Annotated in this window: 20 protein-coding genes, 1 other RNA gene and 2 pseudogenes; 6 read left to right on the forward strand and 17 right to left on the reverse strand. The window is 27.6% G+C overall.

The annotated features are described in order from the left end of the window. Window positions 1–40: 40 nt before the first annotated feature. From H9660_RS09690 to H9660_RS09705, 4 genes are read right to left on the reverse strand one after another with little or no spacing between them, the layout of a single operon-like run. Window positions 41–2,596: a DNA methyltransferase gene (locus H9660_RS09690; protein ID WP_191750180.1), complete on the reverse strand. Its 2,556-nt coding sequence runs from the start codon at window positions 2,594–2,596 to the stop codon at window positions 41–43. Between the two features lie 20 nt (window positions 2,597–2,616). Next, window positions 2,617–6,351 (reverse strand): DUF6079 family protein, encoded by a 3,735-nt coding sequence (locus H9660_RS09695; RefSeq protein WP_191750181.1) that lies wholly within the window; start codon window positions 6,349–6,351, stop codon window positions 2,617–2,619. Between the two features lie 15 nt (window positions 6,352–6,366). Beyond that, window positions 6,367–6,807 carry a BREX-3 system P-loop-containing protein BrxF gene (gene brxF / locus H9660_RS09700; RefSeq protein ID WP_191750182.1) on the reverse strand — a complete coding sequence of 147 codons (441 nt, stop codon included), beginning with the start codon at window positions 6,805–6,807 and terminating at the stop codon, window positions 6,367–6,369. Window position 6,808: 1 nt separating this feature from the next. Beyond that, window positions 6,809–6,988, reverse strand: a complete 180-nt coding sequence (locus H9660_RS09705) for a DNA-binding protein (RefSeq protein WP_191750183.1) — start codon at window positions 6,986–6,988, stop codon at window positions 6,809–6,811. A gap of 191 nt (window positions 6,989–7,179) precedes the next feature. On the opposite strand from H9660_RS09705, the gene H9660_RS09710 reads away from it, so the two are divergent. After that, entirely contained in the window at window positions 7,180–8,115 is a 936-nt protein-coding gene (locus H9660_RS09710; RefSeq protein ID WP_191750184.1) for a hypothetical protein, read from the forward strand. Between the two features lie 541 nt (window positions 8,116–8,656). Next, a complete protein-coding gene (locus H9660_RS09715; protein ID WP_191750185.1) occupies window positions 8,657–9,031 on the forward strand; it encodes a hypothetical protein in 375 nt (124 codons plus the stop codon). Window positions 9,032–9,036: 5 nt separating this feature from the next. On the opposite strand, the gene H9660_RS09720 is transcribed toward H9660_RS09715, so the two are convergent. Further along, a complete protein-coding gene (locus tag H9660_RS09720; protein WP_191750186.1) occupies window positions 9,037–10,278 on the reverse strand; it encodes a hypothetical protein in 1,242 nt (413 codons plus the stop codon). Window positions 10,279–10,366: 88 nt separating this feature from the next. Further along, window positions 10,367–10,537 (reverse strand): hypothetical protein, encoded by a 171-nt coding sequence (locus H9660_RS09725; RefSeq protein WP_191750187.1) that lies wholly within the window; start codon window positions 10,535–10,537, stop codon window positions 10,367–10,369. Window positions 10,538–10,707: 170 nt separating this feature from the next. Between H9660_RS09725 and H9660_RS09730 the strand changes: the two genes are divergently transcribed. Together H9660_RS09730 and H9660_RS09735 are read left to right on the forward strand one after the other, a co-directional pair. Further along, window positions 10,708–11,457, forward strand: a complete 750-nt coding sequence (locus tag H9660_RS09730; protein WP_191750188.1) for a S24 family peptidase — start codon at window positions 10,708–10,710, stop codon at window positions 11,455–11,457. A 59-nt stretch (window positions 11,458–11,516) separates the two neighbouring features. Next, window positions 11,517–12,554: pseudogene (locus tag H9660_RS09735) on the forward strand (recombinase family protein); the annotation flags it as partial. A gap of 71 nt (window positions 12,555–12,625) precedes the next feature. Here H9660_RS09735 and H9660_RS16315 read toward each other — a convergent pair. Continuing rightward, window positions 12,626–12,925, reverse strand: a complete 300-nt coding sequence (locus tag H9660_RS16315; RefSeq protein ID WP_243190641.1) for a hypothetical protein — start codon at window positions 12,923–12,925, stop codon at window positions 12,626–12,628. A gap of 72 nt (window positions 12,926–12,997) precedes the next feature. Further along, window positions 12,998–13,351, reverse strand: a transfer-messenger RNA (tmRNA) gene (gene ssrA, locus H9660_RS09740). A gap of 362 nt (window positions 13,352–13,713) precedes the next feature. On the opposite strand from ssrA, the gene H9660_RS09745 reads away from it, so the two are divergent. Beyond that, window positions 13,714–14,472 (forward strand): hypothetical protein, encoded by a 759-nt coding sequence (locus H9660_RS09745; protein ID WP_191750189.1) that lies wholly within the window; start codon window positions 13,714–13,716, stop codon window positions 14,470–14,472. 190 nt (window positions 14,473–14,662) lie between these two features. Here H9660_RS09745 and H9660_RS09750 read toward each other — a convergent pair whose 3' ends face one another. After that, window positions 14,663–15,655: a Gfo/Idh/MocA family protein gene (locus H9660_RS09750; protein ID WP_191750190.1), complete on the reverse strand. Its 993-nt coding sequence runs from the start codon at window positions 15,653–15,655 to the stop codon at window positions 14,663–14,665. Window positions 15,656–15,826: 171 nt separating this feature from the next. Between H9660_RS09750 and H9660_RS09755 the strand changes: the two genes are divergently transcribed. Next, window positions 15,827–17,059 carry an amidase domain-containing protein gene (locus H9660_RS09755; RefSeq protein ID WP_191750191.1) on the forward strand — a complete coding sequence of 411 codons (1,233 nt, stop codon included), beginning with the start codon at window positions 15,827–15,829 and terminating at the stop codon, window positions 17,057–17,059. Window positions 17,060–17,298: 239 nt separating this feature from the next. On the opposite strand, the gene H9660_RS09760 is transcribed toward H9660_RS09755, so the two are convergent. The 8 genes and pseudogenes from H9660_RS09760 to eno form a co-directional block, all read right to left on the reverse strand. Beyond that, entirely contained in the window at window positions 17,299–17,694 is a 396-nt protein-coding gene (locus H9660_RS09760) for an RrF2 family transcriptional regulator (RefSeq protein WP_191750192.1), read from the reverse strand. Window positions 17,695–18,038: 344 nt separating this feature from the next. Continuing rightward, window positions 18,039–19,433, reverse strand: a complete 1,395-nt coding sequence (gene gltA, locus H9660_RS09765; RefSeq protein WP_191750193.1) for an NADPH-dependent glutamate synthase — start codon at window positions 19,431–19,433, stop codon at window positions 18,039–18,041. Between the two features lie 2 nt (window positions 19,434–19,435). Continuing rightward, entirely contained in the window at window positions 19,436–20,323 is an 888-nt protein-coding gene (locus H9660_RS09770) for a sulfide/dihydroorotate dehydrogenase-like FAD/NAD-binding protein (RefSeq protein ID WP_191750194.1), read from the reverse strand. A gap of 185 nt (window positions 20,324–20,508) precedes the next feature. Then, complete coding sequence (gene smpB, locus H9660_RS09775; protein WP_191750195.1) at window positions 20,509–20,979, reverse strand: SsrA-binding protein SmpB; 471 nt, start codon at window positions 20,977–20,979, stop codon at window positions 20,509–20,511. Window positions 20,980–21,043: 64 nt separating this feature from the next. Continuing rightward, window positions 21,044–23,254, reverse strand: a complete 2,211-nt coding sequence (rnr, locus tag H9660_RS09780; RefSeq protein WP_191750196.1) for a ribonuclease R — start codon at window positions 23,252–23,254, stop codon at window positions 21,044–21,046. 106 nt (window positions 23,255–23,360) lie between these two features. Then, window positions 23,361–23,539 (reverse strand): annotated as a pseudogene (locus H9660_RS09785) (PH domain-containing protein); the annotation flags it as partial. A gap of 63 nt (window positions 23,540–23,602) precedes the next feature. Further along, on the reverse strand, window positions 23,603–23,836 hold the full coding sequence (gene secG / locus H9660_RS09790) for a preprotein translocase subunit SecG (RefSeq protein WP_191750197.1): 234 nt from the start codon (window positions 23,834–23,836) through the stop codon (window positions 23,603–23,605). 187 nt (window positions 23,837–24,023) lie between these two features. Then, window positions 24,024–25,319 (reverse strand): phosphopyruvate hydratase, encoded by a 1,296-nt coding sequence (gene eno / locus H9660_RS09795; protein ID WP_191750198.1) that lies wholly within the window; start codon window positions 25,317–25,319, stop codon window positions 24,024–24,026. Between the last annotated feature and the right edge of the window lie 264 nt (window positions 25,320–25,583).

The raw sequence follows: 25,583 nt of genomic DNA on the forward strand, positions 1-25,583 counted from the left end.
TACTGTTACACATTTACGAAACAGTAGCATTATCAACTAATTATTCTATTCTACTTAAACTTATATCATAATACATTAATAACTTATCATCTTCTTGTATTACACTTTCTGGTAATCTATCTGCTACTTTAACAATATTTTTATAGTCTTTATCTTTCCAAAGCTTAGCAAAACCAGCTCTAACAGCTTCAGTTCTAAATGATTTTAACTTTCCTTTTCCATTTAAATATTCTTCAAATTCTTTTATCAATCTCTTTTCACGAAGTTTTATTATATCTCCTGATTTAGTTGGATCAGGTATATACCATTGACCATTTTCATTTTGAATAAAGTTTTCCTCTAATAATTCACTTAACTCTGGCATTTTTTCATGCTTAAACGTTCTAAGCTCTTGAATAAACTTAGGTTGTATTTCTCCATAAGTTTGTGGCGTTTCTAATTCTTTATATAACCATGCAATTGCATTTTTTTCATCAGTTACAAATAAACTAAATTGTATTGGCTGAAATTCTGACATAACTCTTGCATTATCATACTCATTTACCTGATCATGCAAGAAGTACATTCCATCTCTTCTAACAAACCTTTCGTCAAGCCCCTTATAAAAATCTGCAGCATCTATAGGAACCATTATTCCATTCATTATATGATACGCAACCATTCTGTCAAATAGTAGGTATGACTCACGTTCTCTTACTGCTTCTATTTTGTTATCATTAGTAACTACAACGGGTAATTTTTCTAAATGTTGACGTACAAAGTGCCATGCAGTATCTTCACTTCCAGCTTCATTAATAACTCTTAACTTGAAGCTTTCTTTAGGCTTATATGCCGATATGACTAAATCTTGCTTTACGGATCCTATGCTTGTCATTTGTTTAAAAGTTCCTTGTTTCTTATCAAGTACTCTTATATCTGCAATAACAAATCCAACTTTATTTAAAGCCTCTTGAATAGAATTCCATACTGCATTCTTAGAATTGTGAAACTCTACTGTAATCCATCTATTAGGTTTTAAAACCCTATAATACTCTTTAAAACATTCTGTCATTAGTTCTTGATATTCTAATAAACCTTTATTTTGTGTCCTATTTACAATAGCTTCACTTTTATTATTTGTCTTAACCTTTAACCATGACTCCCAAATAAAACTTAGCTCTGAATAATTGATGTTACTTCCAAATGGAGGATCTGTAAAAATATAATCTATCGAATTTGATAATAAATTTAGATTTGTACATGAACCACACGATATTATACAATTATTAATCTCTTTTTTATTCTCATATACCTTCTTTATATCTTTTATTTTGCTATAAAGTAAATCAATAATGTTTCTTTCAGCAACAGTGCTCGGAACATATAAAACATTTGGCATTGCTCCTGCTAAATTTAAATTTCCATTTTTAAAACCTATATTGTGTAGTTTTGAGCCTGTTTTTACTAGTATAGAAGTACATAAAAACATTATTGTTCTTCCTAATTTTTCATTTTCTCTTGCTAGATTAAAAATCTTTGAAAAAATATATAAACTTCTTTTATAATAAAATTGGTTTACTGTACTGAATCCATGTGATCGTAATGGTTGTTCAGTATTATCACCTTTCGGTAGTATATCTGTAGGTATCCAATATGGAATCTCCATATTTTCAATTTCATTAATAATTCTTAAATCATCTTTATCTGGTTTCTTTTCAAACTTTTTGCCATTAGCAATATAATTTATCATAACAGGCACTTGCTTAGCTATAGTTACATTTTCATTTAAATTTTTATCAAATTCTAATGTCTTAACTCTTTCACAGTCTTTTTTCTTTAACTTGATACCACAATTTTTACATTCAAAAACTTCATTTACTTTTCCAATATCTTTCTCTACCGCAGCATCCCAAAACACTATTTCTTCACCGCAATTAGGACATATAAAAACATCCGACCATACTGTATAATTTATTCTTCCCTTAATATATCCATCTATCCCACACACCTTTTCACCATCTGTATCGACATGAAAAGTTTCATACATCCATCCACATTCATTTAAGCATTTATCTATAATTTCAAGAGCTGTTTTTTCAAATTCGAACGCATCTACTGGTATATTATAATTAGATGCTATAAAAGTAGCTGCTGGTGATAAGTCATTTAAAACAGCTTTTCTACTCCCCCATTTAACTCCCTTAAGCTTTCTTTCAACTTGTTGTTTAAAATCTATATCAGGATTACCACACATCTGTGCTGCAACACCAGTCATCCCAGAACCTGCAAATCCATCAAGTACAATATCCCCTGGTTCTGTATAATGTAGAATATAATTCATTATTGCCTTATAAGGTACCTTAGTATGATAAGAATGAGCCATATATAAAGGATCTGTTTTCCCTTCACTTACATCAGCAGCAAATGGTACCCTCTTATAATCATCTGTATCTTCATCATACGGCTTACCATTATCTTTTAAAAACAAATCTATAAAAGGATTTGGACATGCGGTATAATATGGTGCATTAGATAATTTTATTATATCTTCATCTTGAGCTATTGGAAAACCCTCTATTTCTCTAATTTTATCTATATCTTGCTTTGTTAATTTCATAACTTATTTCTCCTAAATCATTAATAATCATTTGCTTCATTTTCAGCTACCAGCATATTTTCAAATACATCATTTTGCTGCATAATAATTCTTAGTTTTTCAATATCTTTTCCTATTGCTAAATTATCAACAAAACTATTTAATCTATTCTTCAACTCTGAAACGGTACATGGTCCCATAGATAAAATCATACTTTCTAACTCATCTATATTAATAGTTACCTTGTCAAGTTCTGAGAATAAAGTATTAAAAGTTTGAACAAAGAATGTATCAATAACCTCAGGTAGTGCCTTCTTTATTATTACATCATCAATTATTTCCTGTTGGCCTTTTGTTAACAACTTCTTATTATCTAATATTAATGGGTCTTCTAAAGAGTTTATTAGTATATTGGTCCATTCTTGATATAAACTATTTAACTGTACTTCTAATGAATTTAACTTATCACTAGCACTTATAGCTAATGTATTTATATCCATTTTACAATGACTACATATATGACTATCTTTTAACTCAATACTTGTTAATTCGTAGCATACTATTAAGTTTGATAATTCCTTTTCAATATCTCTTAATTTACCAACTTGGAAAATAGAATCTATACTGGCTAATTTCTTTAAGTTCGCTAATAATCTACCTGTTAAAATTGCTGATTTTTTATCTTTAGAATTAACACCTAATCTTGCTTTATTATGCAAGTTAAAATATATTTCGATATAATTATCCTTAACCTTTTTTAATTCACTTAATACTTCAGATATTGCACTTTCAGTATCTAAAGTATCTTTAATCTCATCTCTTTTCTTTCTAAAGATATCTTTTGCATTATCAATATCTTTTGCTAACTTTTCAGGTAGCTTTAATGTTTCAATATTTGAAATGTAATTAACAATGCTTCCACACTCATTCTTAAAATAAGTATAACATTTTACTACTGTTATACACTTAATTGCTTCTTCAATTTCATTTAACTCTTCCATAGCCATTGCAAAATTTCTTAACTTTGCAACAGTATTGTACTTAATTTTGAAATTAACAAACTCATTCATCAATTTATCTATTTTAGATAAGTAATTATTAGTTATATGACTTTGTATAAGCTCTTCCCCCCATAACTTAAAGTTATCATTTAACATTCTTTTACATTCTAAGGCTTCTTCTGAAATTTTCTTTGTTTTTTCTAAAGCTTTTTCTAATCCCTTTTCCATTTCAGTTGCATTTACTAATAAACCTGTAGATATATCTAATATTTCAAATAATCTTTTTAACTCTTCTATAGACCCTTCTTTGGGTTTACCTAGATATTTAAACTCATAAATATCCACAACCCCTAATCTAGGTAAAGTATCTAAGTTAGACGCTGTCAACTGTACTCCATTTTTCAATGTTAATGTTGCTTTACCACAATAAACTAGCGCTAATAATACAACTGAGAAGTATTCTATATTTATATTAAACTCCTTATCAAAATACTCATCATATCTTTGTACTACTATATCTGAATAATTTATAACTCCTTGTGGAGGAAGCTTTTCTAATTGTTTAACTAGGTTCATAGCATATTTTGAATTAACTACCGATATTTTAGAGTTATCTATTAAATTGAAACTCTCTAAAAAGGCTATGCTATCCATTGTTCTTTGTCCTGCAAAACACTTTATAGCTCTTTGAATTACATCCGCTTGATTACTTTGAGTTACTTTACTCTTCATTACAGGGAATTTAGGATAAATTGATGTAAAGTATTCATCTAAACATATTGATGCCGATAAATCTATCACATCTTTAAAGTTACTTACATTTCTACTTTTACCATGAGTTATCTGCATTAACTGTTTTGATATTCCTTTATAAATTATATTAAATGCTGTATTCTTATTTTCATTTAACCAATTTAATAATATCTTTCTTAACTTTTGTGCTTTATCACTATATATCCTTTTTGTATTTTGATCCCCAGCTAACTCTTTCATTGATAGAGCTCCTGCATAAAGCCTTAATGCATTATCAAAAACATCATTTCCTTTAAATTGAAACATAACTTCATCTGCATTATTTTCATTTGTAACTTTAGAATCACCATATGGAGGCAAAATATTTATATAAAAGTCTCTTGGTGGTTCTGCTGTTGATCTTCCCTGTGGCACTCCCATAAACAAATAACCACGTCTAAATATATTATGTGAATCCCAATTTAATAAATACTCATATATCTGGAAGTTAGGTACATATTGCTCTTCATCCCACTCTAAGCAATCATAAACAACTGTGTAGTAATATCTATTTAAGTCATCATCACTTAACATATCAGCTCTCTGTGATATTTTAGCATCATAGTCAATATCCTTTTTTAAATCTAGAAAATACTGACCATTATCATTATTAAACTCAATAAATTGTCCACTTACTAAGCTTATAATATCTTTTAAAACAGTTTGTATCATTGATAACAAAAATTCTGGTTCCATTTCAGGCATATTATTTATAAATAAACACAGCTCATCTTTTAGATTTTCTGCTGTTAATCCTATTCTTACATCTATTCCACTTGTAGTTAACCTATGAACACTCAATGCATTAATAATTTGTAGAGCCATTGGTTTATATGCCTTCTTTGGAAATGATCGTGCTATTTTATCTTCTAAAACTGCACTTTTGTCCATAACCTCTTTAATTTCAGCTTCTGATTTCCTTGCATAGTTATCTTTTATAAAATTCCAGTACGAATCAAAAGAAACTATTCCTGGAGCCTCCTCTGGAATCTCTTCATCTAAAAGTCTTTTTACAGTTATAGAAATTGTTTTTAATACTTCTCTCTTTTCTGCAATATATACTTTATTAAATGTATCTATATATGAAGGATGTATTGGATATAATTCAACAAAATCCTCTAACCTTTCAGACATCTCAGAATATAAACTACAATATGGTAGCAAATGCTCTCTGACCTTTGCCTTTTGTTCAGGTGTTTTACCTAATATTCTCTCCGCTACTACAAAGGCTGTATCTTCTTTTCTAATAATAACCTGTTCAAATCTATCTTTAACCCTATTTAATGACTTTGATACAAATGAAAAAGCTGGATTTTCAAATAATTGCTCTTGTATACCACATATTAATCTAAATCTAGAATTCTTTATAAATTCACCAACTTCTCTCAAGAAGCCTAAATCTAGCATTAAATCATGTTCTTTTCTAGTTCTTAAATAATCTAATAACTCATCTATTACTAAAAGATATCCTTTCTCAGGATATTGTTCCTCAAAAGCTGCCATCATAGCCTGTAAAGATGGTTTATTACTTGTTATAGTTGTTGCATCTGGAAACTTATATATAATTCCTCTTTTATCTAAATCTCTTTCTAATTCTGAAACTATAATATTTCTTAAAGAGTTTTCACTTGCACCTATTTCTATTCTTATAACTTCAAACTTACCAGCAATACGATCCATTGACTTAGCAAAACCTTCATTTTTTAAATAACTCAGATTAATTCTATCATTAGCAATAGCTGATATTACTGACATTAAGTGAGATTTACCTGTACCATAATTACCTACTATTAATACACCTTTATTATCTACAACTTCATCAAACTGTAATTCATTTATTATTGTTGCTTCTATTTTTTCTGCCATCTGATCTGACATTACATAGCTTTCTACTAAACTCTTTGCCTTATCTTTATCACTGGCCTCTTTTAATTGAATGATAGTCTCTATAGGACTAAAGTTTATAATCTCTGAATATTTCATTACATATTCCTCCATTTACTTAATACATATAATGTCATATTTATTAATTGAATATCTTTTATAATCTAAATACCCTATTTCTGAGTACTGTAGATAATTATTTTTTATACTTCCATTCCATTCAATAGCCACTTTCTTTCCTCTTGCTAAACTATAAAAATACTTCAATATATCAATCTTATATTCTGGATTGAATAAAATATCAATATCCTTTATCAGTAACTTATTGTCATCAGTATTTAATAATAGTTTATCTAATTCTTGAATTAATATTGAATTTCTAATTTCTATTGGATATCTAAGTAGTCTTTCTGATAGTATAACTCCTAACGATATTCTCTTAAACTCTTTGAATATACTTTGAATACTCTTATAGTTAGTACATAATATAATTACTTTATTCTCTTGTTGTATTAACATTTCATTAACTTCTCTAATACCTATCACATCCCCCATATTATTCTCCTTTTTTTCCTGGTCTTAATGCTTCTGGCTTAATAGCATTAATTGGTATTGCCCATACTCCACCATGCTTTACTGCTCCTTCTACTCTGCCTTCTGAACAAAGCACTTGTACTCTTCTTTTAGAAATCCCCCAATTTTTAGCTACAACATCTGCTGTAATATAACCTTGCATAATTTACCTCCTAAAATTATGTACTACTTATATTCTATTCGTTTTAGCGAACATTTTCAATAGATTATATACATTTATTACATTTTTTACTAATTATACAATTGTTTTCGATTTATTAAAGGAATATATAGTATAAATACTTTTTCTTTTTACAATACTATATTAGTAACAATAATTAGGGAGGTATTTAAATGCAAAATTTAAAAGAAGAATTAGAATTCTATCAGCTATTAAAAAAACTATTAAATGCTATTACCAAGAAAGATATAATACTAATAAAGGAGATAATATTAAATAGTACATCAATAAACTATCCTTATCACCTTCATAAAGGTTTAATTTTAGAACATCTTATAGCTATTTTAATTAATGGTAATTCGATGCATGCTTATGTTAATCCTCTTGTAAAAGATGGCGGAAATGATCTTCTTGTTTATACTCAAAATTATGAATTAATTGAATGTATTCAAGCTAAGAATTTATCCAGGCCATTAAATACTTCAGATATAAATATTGAAGTTTCTAAGCATGAAAGAAGTAAATTTAAAAGGTATCCCTTTATAATTATTTCATATTCAGGATTTACTATTTCTCAAGAAAAAAGCTTGCATTATAAAAATAAAGGCGTATTTCTTAAAGACTTCACTTATATAATGCAACTTATAAATAATTTTAATATAAGTAAAAAGACATACTATCTAAGTAGCTATTTTCTTAAAGATCCTGATTTTACAAATAAATTTAAGGTTCTTATTGATTACAATATTGCAAATGATATAACAGCATATGATAGACTTCCTGAAGATATAAAGAGTTGGTGTACTAAAATAAGAAGTGATTATAAAAAAGGTAATTTGGATATAAAGAAAAAGTTACGTCTAGATAGTATTAACTTTTATTGGGATTACAATGATGTACAATGGGATATTTCTTATAATAAAGTAAAAGTTATATTTGAAAAATATGGTTCAACATATTTTTATGTTAAATGGCCCAGTTCAAGGAATTGGATAAAAAACCAAATTAAAAGTTTTGTAAACGGCTCTCTACCTAACAATAAATTTATAAAACTTAATAAAATCAATATTATTGATGACTGGCTTCTTAATATTGATCTACTCAATTAAAAATTTTTAGCGAAAAGCACTTAGAGTTTTTATATTCTAAATGTTTTTCTCTGAAAATTAAATGTCAAATTCGACATCTATTAAACTAAAAAAGTTTAACTCTCCATTCCCAATATGAAAGCTATTTAGATCTATATAATACTGATTTTATTAATTTATCTTCTTAACTTTTCTATATAGCATAAAAATCTAATAAAAATTCCTCAGTACCTACTTAATTTATATCTAAACTTATTTAATAGTTTAATGCCCCACCCCTATTGGTTATTTTTTCAGTAGTTTAACCCTCTCTCCCTAAGTACCTACTTTTTTATTATTTTTTTATATTATTAGTTGGTGTTTTGTGCTTTTTTTATTTGTTTTCGCCATTTTAACGAGTTCAAAATAAGAATATTGTGCTAGCATAATATACATACTCTTATAATGATAATGTAACTTCCTTACTATCCTTCGGAATTATATTAGTTATATTTATACCTTTAATCCCCTATCGGGGTATTAGAGAATAACTAAAATACTTAATCTTGAAAGGATGATTAAAATGAAAAATACTTTATTAAATTTAATAAAAACAAAAGGCTATACTGTTACTACAAGTACTTCAAGTATAGCCTTCTGCAATGATTTATATTCTATTAACCTATATATTAATGATACTACACTTACTGCATCTATTCACTTAATAGAATCAGATGTATCTTCTTCAACATTTCTTATTAGCTTTAATTCTATATCTATAAATATCAAATCTATTAGGACTTGGCTAGATACTATGATGAACTTACAAATTAATTATTCATCTAAGAACTTTACATCTTTAACACTCATTAATGATAGTGTACTAAAAAAATGCTATGCTGACTTATTAAATCTATTAGATGACTATTTAATAGATTTAGCTATTAATAAGTTTTAGATCAATCATGATACTAATTCTAATCTTTTATTACTCAAAATGCACTGTTTAAAGCAATCAATATCTATTGCTGGTATGTAAACCTTAGAGTAAATGTAATGTACTCCAAATTCAAGTATTGTCTTCTTATATTTCACTATTGATCTTATATTTATAGGAGGATTTTCTATTTCTCCATTTAAATATCTAACTACTTGTTTAGCTGTTTCTCTAGTTTTATTCGTATTAAATATTACATCTATACTTTCTAACAATTGTTCCCTAGTCAACTTCTCTTTATCCATTTGTATATCTTTCATAAAGTCAATTAACGATTTTTCTTGATATCTAATATCACATGTATCTAATAATGTAGCCTCACTACTAAGATTATTAGTTAAAACTGTACTATACTCTACATTATTATTATAAAATTTGTATTTATTATCATATATACTCCATAAATTCAATGTATCATATCTTAGATGTGGAGATCCTTTTAAAACATAATCATTATATATATTAAACTTTAACTTTATGCAGTTATTAAGTATTGGATTAATATTAATAAATACATCATCAGCAGCATTATTTTTATTAATTATATCTTTTCTTATATTTCTTATAACTCTCACAATCTTGGTTCTTCCATTTTTAGCCTCAAATCTTATTAATGTGTTGTTACAGGGAACTTCTATACTATTTCCTCTATATATGGATTCCTTAACTTTATCATATACCTTGTATAAGCATTTACTTTTCTTTCTATTAGCTCCACTATGATAGTATATTGTCTCTCTGTTGGCATATTCATCATCAATTTTCTTTCTATTACTTTTTGTTTTTAATAATACTTCAAATAGAGCTTCTGCCATATAAGTAGGAACAACTATATCTATAAAAGTTTCTTCTCTGTTAACTCCCCATGACTTAATATCACTTATTTCAGTAAAATCTATTATTTCACCTAGTTTATCTTCTAAATAATCTTTTAAATTATTAAAGCCAATAACTGTACTTAAATCAGAGTTATTCTTTTTAAACAGTTTGTCCATATTTAAACTAATAATCAATCTACCACTAAAAGTACTAAAGTTATAGTATTTAATATATATATCATCTTTATTAATCCAATAATCTATTCTACTATTAACTTTATTATTATCTGTATTCTTTAACTCAACTCTTCTTCTATTCCATAAATTTATGTTTTTATTTATAGCTTTAAAAGTAGTTTGTATAGATATATCAACTTTATCTTTACTCATTTCTCACTCCTACAATATATGCTTAACCCTTTATTTAAAAGGGTTAAGCTAACTAATACATAAAAAAAGTTACACTAAATTCCATATATTATACCCTTTCCTCTTCTTTTTTATTGTTAATGTATTCAATTAATCCTTTTAACAATATATTTATAACCGGATCTATATAAATACTTCTATTCTCCGCTCTATAAACTTCCTCATTTAATAACACTCCAGTTTTTCTATCAAATGTGCATTTTATAATTTTACTCTCCATACCCCTTCTCCTTTGCTTATATATATTTTATCTGTTGTCGAAAATGACATTCTGTAATTTAGATAACAATTTTATATTTTTTGTATCTTGACAAAAGAGATAATACCATAGTATTGTATTTCTTGTAAAGTAAATTACAAAAATATATTTTTCGTAACTAAGGAGGATTTATGAATAAATTCGATAAAAAAAGATTTAGTGAACTACTTAAAAATACAATAGGTAGTAATAGAACAATTACAGAGTTTTCTAATGAGTGTAAATTAGCTAGGCCTTATATCTCCAAATTTATAAACTGCAAATTAGATACTCCTCCATCCCCTGAGGCAATATCTAAAATGGCTTCTGTAGCTAGAAATAATATTACAGAAGGTGATTTGCTTGTTGCAGCAGGATACACAACTTATGAAGAGCATTTAAATTCAACTTTAGAAAATTTTTCAGAAGGTGGAGACTTATTTAGTACATCAATTGCTTTTAAATCAAATCTAAATAAGGAATTTAATAATATTATCTCTAATTCATCACCAAAAAAAGTTGCAGTTTTATATGATATAACAAGTAATAACATGGATGAAAATATTAATAATTATTTGGCTTATTATGAGTATATTGCAGCATTAGATACTACTGGTAATTCTTATTATCTTTATTCAAAAGACTCTAGTATGAGTGCTTCTGGTATAACTGAAAATAGTATAGTTCATTTTATTCCTCAAAACTACGCTGAAAATAATGATTTGGTAGTTTTGCTCATCAACTCAATAAGTTATATAAGACGCTATCGTAAAGTAAATAACATAATAACATTTATTTCAGATGACCCCACTTTTGACTCCTTTGCTTTTTTAAATAGTGAATATAAAAAATCTGATATCAATATTATTGGTAAGATAACACACTGTAAAACCCAACTTTAATTTATAACCATGGAAATAACCTTTGAATAATAAATAATTAAACAAAGGATGTGTTTTAGATGAGAGTAGCAATTTATGCTCGCTACAGTTCAAATAATCAAAGAGAGGAATCCATAGATGCACAGATAAGAGCCATTAAAGAATACTGTGATAATTGTGGATATTCAATAGTAAAAACTTATATTGATGAAGCAAGATCAGCTACAACTGATAATAGACCTAATTTTAAAAATATGATTAATGATAGTAGTTTAAATATTTTCGATTATGTGATAGTTCACAAACTAGACAGATTTTCGAGAGATAAGTATGACAGTGTTCATTACAAGAGAATATTAAAAAACAACAATGTATCTGTAATTTCAGTTTTAGAAAGATTAGATGATAGTCCAGAAAGTTGTATATTAGAATCTGTAATTGAGAGTATGGCTGAATATTACTCTAAGAACCTTGCTAGAGAAACTATGAAGGGTATGAAAGAGAATGCTTACAAATGTATGCATACCGGTGGTAAGCCACCTTTAGGATATGATGTTAATCCATTAACTAAAAAATACATTATTAATAAAGAAGAAGCTCAGTCAGTCCGTCTTATATTTGAGTTATATGCTAATGGTTCAGGTTATATATCTATAGTTAGGGAGCTTAATTCTCTAGGATATAAAACTAAGATTGGTAATTCATTTAGTACTAATAGTATCGCTGAGATACTTAGAAATGAAAAGTATACTGGACTTTATGTTTTTAATAAGACACCTAAAAAGATAAATGGTAAAAGAAACTCACACATAACTAAGCCAGAAGAAGAAATAATTAGAATTAAAGATGGTATGCCACGCATTGTTAGTGATGAAACCTACAATAAAGTTCAAGAGAGACTTCAAAACAATAAAAGAAATGCATCTAATAAGGCAAAAGAGACATATATACTTTCAGGTAAAATTAAATGTGGCATTTGTGGATCTGCAATGATTGGCCATACTAGTAAATGTGGTAGAAATAAAAATAAGTATTCTACTTATAGATGTGGTAGAAGATATAGATATAAAGATTGTAAAATGAAACCTATTAATAGAGATTATGTAGATGAAATAGTTTTAAATAATCTAACTAAACATTTCTTTTCAGATAGCTCAATAAATAAATTGACTAAAGAATTGACTAAAACTTATAATAAATCACTTAAAAACAATACTTCTAACCTTAAGAATATTGAAAGAGATATTAAATCTATAGATAAAGAAATTGATAATCTAGTTATTGCTATTGCTAATGGATTAAACCATCCATCAATAAAAACAAAACTCGATACTTTAGAAAGTGAAAAATCTAATTTATCTATTTTAAAAACAGAACTTGAATATAAGCTTAATAATAGCATCTTAGATGAAAAATTGATAAGAGAATATTTACTAAAGGATTCTTTAATTTTAAAAAGTAAAAGTGCTGATGATTTAAAACATATCATCAACACCTATGTAGACTCTGTTATAATATACGAAGATAAGGTTGAAATTGACCTTATCTTCGTACATATCAATGGTGGAGGCGAGGGGTATCGAACCCCTGTCCGAAAGCAGACCAATCTGACTTTCTACGAGCGTAGTTTGTGACTAAAATTTCGGTCCTTAGTTCGCTCACAAACAAACTCCTAATTCCCTAGCTTCATAAATACCCCTTTAGCTCAAAGCTTTGCTAAACTTCGTTTCCCACTTTTATGACACCAGTGATCCAGAGCGTGGGCACCCTGGGCTGATGAGCGGCTATATTAAGCTGCTAATGCAAAATTGTCTTCTGCGTTTATCTTTAATGCATACTTTATTATCGAGGTGACATGCTTGCCTCGGCTCGCTTATCAAACCCATCTTACCCCCGTCGAAGCCAAAACGCCCCCAGGTTAAAAATTAGTTTAACGCGAATATTTAATTTTCATTCCGTGTTGTAATTATATATTATAATTTTTTTTCTGTCAATAAGCTTAAAACTTTCATTTTCACCATGATTTTCTTTTCTAATTATATATTTTTTTTATTCCTATAAAACTTTTTATATTTTTAAATTTTAAACATATTTATTTGTGTTTTTGTATAACTTAAATTTATATTAATTAATCTATATTTACACAAAATTTATGCTATAATTCTAAAGTAGTATTTTTAAATCAATGATATTTATATAGTTTTTCAAATAAAAATTTTTATTTTCAATTTATTTAATTAAAATTATTATTTATTACAAATGAAGGGAGCTTGAAAATTGAACAAAAAAACTAAAGAAACTGTTATTATAGGTATTGGCCTTGTATTATTATCCTTAATATTACATTATGCACATTACTTAATATTTAAAGATGCACATCACACATTAATATTTTTATTTGCAGACATAGCCTTTATTCCAATGGAAGTATTTTTTACAACTCTTATTATTGATAGATTACTTGAAAAAAGAGAGAAGAATCATTTTATAGAAAAACTTAACATGATGATTGGTTTATTCTATACTGAAATAGGAAGAAATCTACTTTCTGAATTTGTTAAAGGTGATGATAACTTAGTAGAACTTATAAATTCAAATATCTGTGCAAAAAGCTGGAATGATACTTTTTGTAAGAATCTTAAAAACAAAGTAGAAAATCATAAATTTGATTTTAATATAAATAAAATTGATATATATAAGATAAAAAATACATTATCACAAAATAGAGATTTCTTAATGAATTTAATAATGAATGAAAATATTCATGAGCATGAAAAATTTACAGAAATGCTTATGGCTTTATTACATGTAAAAGAAGAAATAGAATCTAGATATTCTGATAAAATACAACCATTTGAGTTACAACACTTAGCAAGTGATATGTCTGTAGCATATAAATACTTAACTCTTGAATGGTGTGAATATATGAATTATTTAAATAAAAACTATCCAAGACTTTTTGTTAGAGCTTTAATTGACAATCCATTTGATAATAGAGATAAAACAGAAAAAGATGAACTTTATCTAGCTCAATAGATTAATAACTTACTATATACTTTATTACAATTAAACTTAAAATACATAATAAATTTATTATAATTGTAAATTTCAAAAGCACATTGATAAAAATTTCAATGTGCTTTTTTAATAATTTCTTACTGTATTTCTATTAAAATAATTCAGCTCGCCTGAATTATCTCCTAAATTATCCATTATGCATTATCAATTATCCATTGTTTCTGTCTGCTGGATAAATTACTCCTATTTGCTTTCTTGCCTCTTCTATTACTTCTATAACATCTCTTGAGTTTTTTAGTGAATTTACTTTTGATTCCTTTTCATCACTTTTAATTAAATTTACAAACTCTTGAACTTCATAGCACATATTAGCTTCTTCATGTTCTAAAGATAAATCCTCTTCTCTTCCATCTCTATAAATTATTTTAATTCTATCAAAGGTATTAATTCTATCAATTATTATACTTCCTTCTTCTCCTTGTATTTCTGATGGAAGATATGAATTACTTATTTTCGAGTAGATAACTGCAGCTTCCATATCATCATATCCAAATAACACACTACCTTCCCCATCTACTCCTGTTTTTAGCATAATTCCATTAGCTTTTATAGTTTTTGGCTTTCCAAATAAATTAACCATAGGAGCTATACAATAAACTCCTATATCCATAAGTGCTCCATTAGATAATTCATTTTTAAAAGCATTTAAAACCTCTCCAGCCTTGTATTTATCGTATCTTGAAGAATACTGACAATAGCTTGCAAAATATTTTCTAACCTTTCCTATCTTATAAAGATTGTCTTTTACAACCTTAAAATTAGGTAATAAAGTAGATTTCATAGCTTCCATTAATACTACATTATTTTCTTTAGCAGCTTTTATCATTTCATCTACTTCTTTAGTATTTGATGCAAAAGCCTTTTCACCTAAAACATGTTTCTTATTATTTAGAAATAAAATAGCTTGGCTAGCATGTAAAGAGTTGGGAGATGCAATATATACAGCATCAATTACATCACTTTTTGCCATTTCTTCTAAACTCGTAAATACATACTCTATGTTATGCTTTTCAGCAAACTCTTTTCCTTTTTCCTCAGACCTTGAATATACAGCAGATATTTTAGCATCACTAACTAGCTTTGCTCCTTCAATTAATCTATCTGTAATAAAATTAGTTCCTACAATACCTATATTAATCATATTATTATTTCTCCTATTTATATCTCATGTATTTTAATTTTATTAAATGTAATTATAACATAATTTGTACTATCCCTACTAATTTTAGGAGAATTTTTCATAAATTACTGTACATACTAATACTATATTCATTAAAGATACAATGTAAAAAAATACTTAAGGAGGAGTTTTATGAAGAAGATAGTTTTATCTTTAATATTAAGATTTTTTACTTATATTTTTATTTTTACTAACTTCATTTATTTTTTATCTACTACTAAAAATTCTAATTTTATTCCCTCTAATTTTTTTATGACAACTTATGAAAATAAATACTCTAACAATGCAGTAGCTAAAGTTGGTACATTCATAACTGATAATAATGATAATATAGAGGAAACTATAATTAATTTTATACAGAATGTGTTTTCTATCAGAAACCAATCTTTTATAAGTGGTAATGTTGAAGAGCTTTATAATTTTTATGATATAAATCAAACCTTTAGTGCTTATTCCTTAAAACATGAATTTAAAAGAATTGCTTATTTAAGAGATTGGGCAAGTGAAAGAAATATTACTTTTAAAAATATAGAATCAAATTTAACCCTTAAAGATTTAAAAATAAAAGATGGCTTATATAGTTTAATACTTCTAGAAGAATATAAAATTGATTATTTTTATAATGATAATCCAGAAGAATCAAATACTTTTGCAATACAACTAGTACATAATTTAGAGTTAAAAAATAATAATACATCCTTTGTTATAAATAAAGATTATTATGAAGATTATTTTAAAAGTGGCTTAAATAAATATGATTTTAATTTAACTGAGAAAAATATTCCAACACCCAAAAATAGAATTAAGATTTTTAATTTTAATATTGAAGATAATCCTATTAGTAGTGAAAACTACAATAGACTAAAAGCTGTTAACTATGCAAATAAATACTCTGGAATTTCCTTTGCTTCAATTGATGAAAATAATATGAATTACTCTATGTATGTTTCTGGTGATGAAAATTCTGCTAATTTTATTTCTCAATGTCTTTCAGATAAAAATGAAGGTGGTGGACTAAAGCAGGATAAGGATTGGTCTTATATAATCACAAAATCTAACAAAGTAAAAGCCAGCTCTTCTTGGATTAAAAACGAAGATTTATTAGATTATTTATTAAAATCTAATAAAGGAAAATTAGTTTATTCTGGAGATTTAGAGAATTTAACCAATATAAAAATTGCCATGGGCGATTTAATTATTTTTAAAACCAATAGCCATATAGATGGAATAGGAATCATTACAGGCTTTGACAGTAATAACTATCCCCTAATTAATACAAATTCTATAAATACTTATAAAGCCCCCTTTGATTTAGGATTTGGAGGAACTGACACTAATTTTTATATATTATCTATAATAAATTGAAACAAAAAACTTTACTTATCAAATTACATACTTATATAATTCACTTAAAAATCAAAAAGAAAAGTATAAAAATTTACTAACAACAGTAAACTTTTTATACTTTTTCTCCTTTAAAAACAGCTATTACAAATAACTTATTAATATAAAATATATCATCAAACAATTAAATTTTTATTATTAAAACTACTCAAGGTAGTTTTTTCCTTAATTATTCATTTTTAATTCTTAATTTTTAATTCCTAAAGTATATCTTTTAATGTATATTTTGAAAATTCATGAAGAAAAGCATCTAATGAATCTTTCATTATTCCTTTTAATTTACATTCAGAAGATATGTAAGGACAACAATTATCTTTGCTAAAGCATTGAGCTATATTTAAGTTATCTTCAGTAATTTTTACTACTTCCCCAAGGTTTATTTCGTTAGGATCTAAACCAAGTTTTAAGCCCCCTGTTCTCCCTTTCATAGAAATAATTAGATCTGTTTTAGCTAATTTATGAATTATTTTTTTTAAATGATGTTCTGATATTTCTAACTTCTTAGCTAATTCTTCCACAGTACAAAGTTTATCTTTATTTTCTGCTAAGTATACTAAGGCTCTAAAAGAATAATCAGTAAATTTGGATAAATACATAGGAAATCCTCGCTTTCTTATAGTTATTAAATACATAATGATGAATATTCTAAAAATATATATTTATAAAAACAAAAACTATATTTTACTATTAACTACATTAATATTCATAAATATTCTACCAAAAATTATACTATAAAACATCCTATATTTGCTAAAAAAAGTATACAATGTTTACAAAATTTTAATATTTTCATCGTTTACAAAATTTTAATATTTTCATCTTGAAACTATTATCTTTTAACTTATTTTATAAAAAATATATACTATTATATATAAAAAACTATAAAATATAGGGTATCCTAACTATATTTTTAATTCTAGTTAGAATACCCTTAAACTATTTATTTACTTAAATATTCATCAATTGATTCTGCTGCTTTTTTTCCTGCTCCCATAGCTAATATAACTGTTGCTGCTCCTGTAACAGCATCTCCACCTGCATAAACACCTTCTTTTGTTGTAAGACCACTTTCATCTGCAATTATACATTTCCATTTATTAATTTCTAATCCCTTTGTAGTTGATGAAATTAATGGATTTGGCGAAGTTCCAAGTGACATTATTACTGTATCTACATCCATAATATATTCTGATCCTTCTTTAACTACAGGCTTTCTTCTACCTGATTCATCTGGTTCACCTAGTTCCATTTCAACACATTTCATTCCTTTTACCCAACCATTTTCATCTACTAAAATTTCTGTTGGGTTAGTTAATACATCAAATATTACACCTTCTTCTTTAGCGTGATGTACTTCCTCTAGTCTCGCTGGAAGTTCTGACTCACTTCTTCTATATACTATATGAGTTTCAGATCCCAATCTAAGAGCTGTTCTTGCAGCATCCATGGCTACATTCCCACCACCTACTACAGCAACTCTTTTACCAATCTTAACTGGAGTATGATATTCTTCCTTAAAAGCTTTCATTAAATTAACTCTAGTTAAAAATTCATTTGCAGATAAAACTCCATTAGCATTTTCTCCATTTATACCCATGAATTTAGGAAGCCCTGCTCCTGATCCTATAAATACTGCTTTGAAGTTCTCAACTTCCATAAGTTCATCTATAGTTATTGTTCTACCTACTATTACATTAGTTTCTATTTTAACTCCAAGCTTCTTAATATTTTCAATTTCTGCTCTTACTACATCATCCTTCGGTAATCTAAATTCTGGAATACCATATACTAAAACACCACCTGGCTCATGTAAGGCTTCAAATATAGTCACATCATATCCTTTTTTAGCTAGTTCACCTGCACAAGTAAGTCCAGCTGGACCACTTCCAATTACAGCAACCTTTATTCCTTTAAGCTCTTCTCTTTCAGCTAAATCTATTTTATTAACTCTTGACCAGTCTGCTATAAATCTTTCTAACTTCCCTATTGAAACTGCTTCACCTTTAATTCCTAAAACACATCTACCTTCACATTGACTTTCTTGAGGACAAACTCTTCCACAAACAGCTGGTAAAGCACTATATTTGGCTACTTCTTTAGCTGCACTTTCAAAATCTTCATTTTTTATATAAGATATAAAACTTGGAATATCTATTGATACTGGACATCCATCAACACATTTAGGATTTTTACATCCTAAACACCTGCTAGCTTCTTTCACAGCTTCCTCATTAGAATATCCAAGGCATACTTCCTCAAAGTTTTTTGCTCTTTTTTCTGGAGATTGTTCAGATATTGGTATTCTTTTCATTCTATCTATAACTTGACTTGCCATAATTATTCCTCCTTACACCCACAACCACCATTTTTGTGAGTATCCCCTTCTTCTAACTTTAATTGCTCTCTACCCTCTTCTGTTTTATACATTGCTTGTCTTCTCATAGATTCATCAAAATCTACAAGATGTCCATCAAATTCCGGCCCATCTACACAAGCAAATTTAACATCTCCTCCAACAGTTACTCTACATGCACCACACATACCTGTGCCATCAACCATAATTGGATTTAAACTTACTGTAGTTTTAATATTAAGTTCTTTAGTAAGCATAGCCATAAATTTCATCATTATCATAGGTCCAATTACTACTGCATGATCATATTTATTTCCTTTTTCCTTAACTAAATATGTTAAACAATCTGTTACTCTTCCATTAAATCCATAGCTACCATCATCAGTTGATATATATAAATTACCAGCAACATTTTTAAGCTCATCTTCTAATATTAATAAATCCTTAGTTCTACTCCCTACTATTACATCGCAATTAATACCATTTTCCTTCATCCATTTCACTTGTGGATATACAGGTGCTGCCCCTACGCCTCCTGCTACAAATAATATATTTTTTTTCTTAAGCTCTTCAATATCTTCATAAATAAACTCACTAGGTTGTCCAAGTGGACCAACAAAATCTGATACATATTCACCTTCATTAAAAGATGCTAATTCTTTTGTCCCTCTTCCTACTGCTTGAAAAACTATAGAAACTGTTCCCTTATCCTTATTATAATCAGCTATTGTTAAAGGTATTCTTTCGCCTTTATCATCATTTTTTATAATTATAAATTGACCTGGCTTAGCTGATTTAGCTACTCTAGGCGCTTCTATATCCATCAGAAATATATTATCAGTAAGTTCCTTCTTTTTAACTATCTTATACATTTTGTTACCCCCAATTTTTCTTTTAATTATATGTTATCATTTTTTAAAAATTCAAACAATTAAAAATTATATTTTTTTTGTTATTTCTAGATAAAAAAGGTTGTTAAAAGTATTTTTTATTGTTAAAAGGACATATATTATATTACATTTCTTTATAGTCATGTATATAATATATGTCCTTCTATTTAATATCTATTAGAATTTTTCAATTGTCTTTCTATATCTCTCTTATGAGCTTTTTCTAACATAGAATCTCTCTTATCGTAATTCTTTTTACCTCTACATAAACCAAGTGCAACTTTAACTTTACCATTTTTTAAATATAATGATAATGGTATTAAAGTAAATCCTTGTTGTGACACAAGCCCTGCAAATCTTGATATTTGTTCTTTATGAAGTAAAAGCTTTCTTTCTCTTAATGGATCAACATTAAATATATTTCCTTGCTCATAAGGACTTATATGCATTCCTTTTATGACAATTTCTCCATTATCTACATCTGCATAAGATTCTTTTAAATTACATTTTCCTGCTCTTATTGACTTAACTTCTGTTCCAACTAATGCTATTCCAGCTTCTATAGTTTCTTCTACAAAATAATCATGTCTTGCTTTTCTATTTTCTGCTAATGAATTACTATTTTTCTTTCTTACCATAATCTCACCACACATTTTATTTATAATATAAGTTTACCAAAAAAGAATCAAAATACGAATCTTTTTATTCTTCTTCTATTAACTCACTATTCATTTGAACTTTTGCTTCTTGAATTTTTTCACTTAACTTTTCACTTGGCACTATTTCTTCCTTAGTTTCTACTTCAATTAGATCAAAATATACTTCCCTATTGTCTATATCTACTCTAGTACATCTTACCTTAACTTCATCCCCTAATCTATAAACCTTTTTAGTTCTTTCTCCTATTAAACATAAATGAGCTTCATCATAAACATAATAATCATCATCTAAAGCTGTAATATGAATTAAACCTTCTATTGTATTTGGAAGCTCTGCAAATAATCCAAAGGATGTAACTGAAGAAATAATTGCTGAGAATTCTTCTCCAATTCTTTCTTGCATATATTCTGCTTTCTTCAAATCATCCACTTCTCTTTCAGCTTCTTGTGCTAATCTTTCCATTTCTGATGATTGTTTAGAGGCAACTTCAACTATACCAGATAATTTAGCTGCTCTCTTTTCATCTATTTTTCCATTTAATTGTTCTTTTATAATTCTATGAATTTGAAGGTCTGGATATCTTCTAATTGGTGATGTAAAGTGGCAATAATATTTAGCTGCAAGTCCAAAGTGACCTACACATTCTGGTGAATATTTTGCTTGCATCATTGAACGTAATAATAAAGTGCTTACTACTGTTTCTTCTTTTTTGCCTTGTACTTTATCTAATATATCTTGTAGTGCTCTAGGATGAGTTTCTTGTCCCCATCTAACTACATATCCTAAATTATATACAAACTCTTTAAACTTTTCTAATTTTTCTTCATCTGGCTCTTCGTGTATTCTATATACAAAAGGTAAATTAGTCCAATACATATGCTCTGCTATAGTTTCATTACAAACAAGCATAAATTCTTCTATTACTCTATTTGCAATAGCTCTATCATAAGGCTTAATATCTATTGGTTTACCTAAATCATTTAAGATTATTTTTGATTCTTCAAAATTAAAGTCAATAGCTCCTCTTCTCATTCTCTTTTCACGAAGAATATTACAAAGTTCTTCCATTGCTTTAAAATCATCAACTAAATAATCATATCTCTTTATAAGTTCTTCATCATTATTTTCAAGTATTTTTGTAACATCAGTATATGTCATTCTTTCGCTAGTTTTTATAACCGTTTCTTGAATTTCATGCTGAATTACCTTACCTTTATTATCTATAACCATAAAACAGCTTAATGCTAATCTGTCTACTTTAGGGTTTAAAGAACATATTCCATTAGATAATTTTTTAGGTAACATAGGAATAACTCTATCTATTAAATAAACTGAAGTTCCTCTTTTTAATGCTTCTCTATCTAAAGGATTTTTTTCTTTAACATAGTGAGTTACATCTGCAATATGAACCCCAAGTCTAAATTTGCCACCATCTAATCTTTCTATAGATACAGCATCATCTAAGTCCTTTGCATCTTCTCCATCTATTGTTACCATTCTTAAATTTCTAAGGTCTACTCTTCTCTCATATTCTTTTTCTGGAATTTCTTCTTCTATGTTTTCAGCATAGTTTAAGACCTTATCTGGGAATTCTTCTGGTAATCCATACTTTTTAATAATAGTAAGAATATCTAATCCTCTATCGCCCTTTTTACCTAAAACTTCTTTAATTATACCTTCAGGACTTCTTCTTTTATCTGCCCATTTTACTATTTCACAAATAACTAAATCCCCTTCAGAAGCTCCATTTCTATCTTTTTTAGATATAAATATATCTTGATTTAATCTTGAATCTTCTGGCACAACAAACCCAAAGTTTCTACTATCTTCGTAAACTCCAATTATTTTTTTATTAGATCTTTCTAATACTTCACTAACTTCACCTTCACGTTTTTTACCATTAATATCTTCTCTTGTAACTTGAACTAGAACTTTATCTCCATTCATAGCTCCATTCATAGAAGAGCTTGGTATAAATACATCTTTTTCACCTTCCGCGTCTGGTATTAAAAATCCAAATCCTTTTTGATGAACTTCAAGTTTACCTGAAACTAATCCTAGTCTTTCAGGTACTCCAAACTTTTCTTTTTTAGTTCTAACAATTAGTCCTTCTCTTTCCATAGTCTTAAGAACCTTTTTAAATGACTTATACTCTTCTGGGCTTATATCAAATACAGCCACTAGCTCTTGTATGTCCATAGGTCTGTATGCTTCTTCTCTCATAAAACTTAATAAAGTTTGTTTAATTCCCATCCTATCACTTCCTCTACCTTTAAATTTCTTTAGTTATTATATTTTATATCGTAAATATTTCCTTTATATTCTGCCCTATCTAATAAAGATTAATCAATTATTATATCTATCTTAAACAGTATTCAGCTAATACTTTTGTAACTCATACACACTAATACTATTATTAAGTTGCTTTTCTATAGGCAAAGCCGTTCCTGAAATCCATATTTTTAGCTCTGCACCTAAATCAAAATGTCCTGCTGTTTCTATACTAAAATGAGTTATTGATTTATATGGTATAGAATAAATCCCCATATATATCACTCTTTTATAGTATAAAAGAGCTACAATTAGTAGCTCTTTTTAATATTATATTAAGTTTAAAGCTAATGTATTCACAGCAAAAAGAGCCATTGAAACAATTGTTAATTTTAATAACATAGATTCTTTAGTTCTTGCTTTATTCTTTGAGAAGAATGTTTCCGTTTTACTTCCTTGAATAAGTCCACTTAAAGCATCTGTCTTACTTGGTTGTAATAAAACAGTTACTATAACTATTAATCCTAAAAGCGCTTCTAATACTAACAATGAATTCTTAAGCATTGATATACCTCCCAACCTATATAAAAATGGTCGTATTTACATAAGGTTATCTTAACATATAGAAAGCTATAATACAAGTAATTATATTGAAAAAGTTACTAATAAATTACATATTTACATAATTCCCTAAATAATCAAATAAGGACTGCAAGATTAAATCTTACAGTCCCATTAAACATTAGTTTAATTACTTTTTAATGTTGAAGAATGCTTTTCTTCCTCTGTATTCAGCTACATCGTCTAATTCTTCTTCAATTCTGATTAATTGGTTGTACTTAGCAACTCTTTCAGATCTTGCAGGAGCACCAGTCTTGATTTGACCAGCATTAACAGCTACAACTAAATCAGCTATAGTAGTATCTTCAGTTTCTCCTGATCTATGAGAAATAACTGCTGTGTATCCAGCTCTGTTAGCCATTTCTATAGCATTTAAAGTTTCAGTTAATGTACCGATTTGGTTTAATTTGATTAGGATTGAGTTACCTACTCCTAAGTCAATACCTCTTTCTAATCTTTCAGTGTTAGTAACAAATAAATCATCACCAACTAATTGAACTTTCTTACCTAATCTTTCAGTTAATAGCTTCCAACCTTCCCAGTCTTCTTCAGCCATACCGTCTTCGATTGAGATAATTGGGTATTTGTTAACCCAGTCTTCTAAGAAGTCAACCATTTCAGCTGCAGTTAAAGTTTTTCCTTCATGTTCTAATACATACTTTCCATCTTTGTAGTATTCTGATGAAGCAGCATCTATAGCTATGAACATGTCTTCTCCAGCTTTGTATCCAGCTTTAGTTATAGCTTCTATAATAACTTCGATAGCTTCTTCGTTTGATTTAAGGTTTGGTGCGAAACCACCTTCATCACCGATAGCTGTTGAATATCCTTTATCGTGTAAAGTTTTCTTTAATGTGTGGTAAACTTCAGCACACATTTGTAAAGCATCGCTGAAAGTTTTAGCTCCAACTGGCATTACCATGAATTCTTGTAAATCTACTGAGTTATCAGCATGTGATCCACCATTGATGATGTTCATCATTGGTACTGGTAAAACTTTAGCGTTTACTCCACCAACATATTGATATAATGGTAAATCTAATGATTTAGCTGCTGCATTAGCTACTGCTAAAGAAACACCTAATATAGCGTTAGCTCCTAATTTAGCTTTGTTTGGAGTTCCATCTAATTCTATAAGTAACTTATCGATATATGGTTGATCATATACGTTACATCCTATTAATTCTTCTGCTATTGTATCATTTACGTTTTGAACTGCTTTTAAAACACCTTTACCTAAGTATTGGCTCTTATCTCCATCTCTTAATTCAACTGCTTCATACATACCAGTTGATGCACCTGATGGAACAGCTGCTCTACCTACAGTACCATCTTCTAGGTAAACTTCAACTTCTACAGTTGGGAAACATCTTGAGTCTAGAATTTGTCTAGCTACAACGTCTACTATTTCGCAATAATTTTTCATTACGTATCCTCCTTTATTTTAAAGCTATTTATTATAATCTCTATATTCTACCCTTATTATTATATCATATACTGATATAATTATTCATAAGCATATTCAGAATAAAAGATTTGTAATAAATAGAAATTTTTAGCAAATAATAATCATTATCACATTTACACTATTATTATACCACTTTGTCCATATATTTCAATACGAATTTAACTATGTAATCCTTTTAAAAAATAATTATTTTATTTATATTTTAATATATTAACCAATATG

The organism is Clostridium gallinarum, from assembly GCF_014836325.1.
Taxonomy (GTDB): Bacteria; Bacillota; Clostridia; order Clostridiales; family Clostridiaceae; genus Clostridium; species Clostridium gallinarum.

Bases quoted from the DNA above. Each gene is read 5' to 3' on its own strand.
- H9660_RS09690 (WP_191750180.1), bottom strand. From the start codon at position 2,596: ATGAAATTAACAAAGCAAGATATAGATAAAATTAGAGAAATAGAGGGT.
- H9660_RS09695 (WP_191750181.1), bottom strand. From the start codon at position 6,351: ATGAAATATTCAGAGATTATAAACTTTAGTCCTATAGAGACTATCATT.
- brxF (WP_191750182.1), bottom strand. From the start codon at position 6,807: ATGGGGGATGTGATAGGTATTAGAGAAGTTAATGAAATGTTAATACAA.
- H9660_RS09705 (WP_191750183.1), bottom strand. From the start codon at position 6,988: ATGCAAGGTTATATTACAGCAGATGTTGTAGCTAAAAATTGGGGGATT.
- H9660_RS09710 (WP_191750184.1), top strand. From the start codon at position 7,180: ATGCAAAATTTAAAAGAAGAATTAGAATTCTATCAGCTATTAAAAAAA.
- H9660_RS09715 (WP_191750185.1), top strand. From the start codon at position 8,657: ATGAAAAATACTTTATTAAATTTAATAAAAACAAAAGGCTATACTGTT.
- H9660_RS09720 (WP_191750186.1), bottom strand. From the start codon at position 10,278: ATGAGTAAAGATAAAGTTGATATATCTATACAAACTACTTTTAAAGCT.
- H9660_RS09725 (WP_191750187.1), bottom strand. From the start codon at position 10,537: ATGGAGAGTAAAATTATAAAATGCACATTTGATAGAAAAACTGGAGTG.
- H9660_RS09730 (WP_191750188.1), top strand. From the start codon at position 10,708: ATGAATAAATTCGATAAAAAAAGATTTAGTGAACTACTTAAAAATACA.
- H9660_RS16315 (WP_243190641.1), bottom strand. From the start codon at position 12,925: ATGATATGTTTTAAATCATCAGCACTTTTACTTTTTAAAATTAAAGAA.
- H9660_RS09750 (WP_191750190.1), bottom strand. From the start codon at position 15,655: ATGATTAATATAGGTATTGTAGGAACTAATTTTATTACAGATAGATTA.
- H9660_RS09755 (WP_191750191.1), top strand. From the start codon at position 15,827: ATGAAGAAGATAGTTTTATCTTTAATATTAAGATTTTTTACTTATATT.
- H9660_RS09760 (WP_191750192.1), bottom strand. From the start codon at position 17,694: ATGTATTTATCCAAATTTACTGATTATTCTTTTAGAGCCTTAGTATAC.
- gltA (WP_191750193.1), bottom strand. From the start codon at position 19,433: ATGGCAAGTCAAGTTATAGATAGAATGAAAAGAATACCAATATCTGAA.
- H9660_RS09770 (WP_191750194.1), bottom strand. From the start codon at position 20,323: ATGTATAAGATAGTTAAAAAGAAGGAACTTACTGATAATATATTTCTG.
- smpB (WP_191750195.1), bottom strand. From the start codon at position 20,979: ATGGTAAGAAAGAAAAATAGTAATTCATTAGCAGAAAATAGAAAAGCA.
- rnr (WP_191750196.1), bottom strand. From the start codon at position 23,254: ATGGGAATTAAACAAACTTTATTAAGTTTTATGAGAGAAGAAGCATAC.
- secG (WP_191750197.1), bottom strand. From the start codon at position 23,836: ATGCTTAAGAATTCATTGTTAGTATTAGAAGCGCTTTTAGGATTAATA.
- eno (WP_191750198.1), bottom strand. From the start codon at position 25,319: ATGAAAAATTATTGCGAAATAGTAGACGTTGTAGCTAGACAAATTCTA.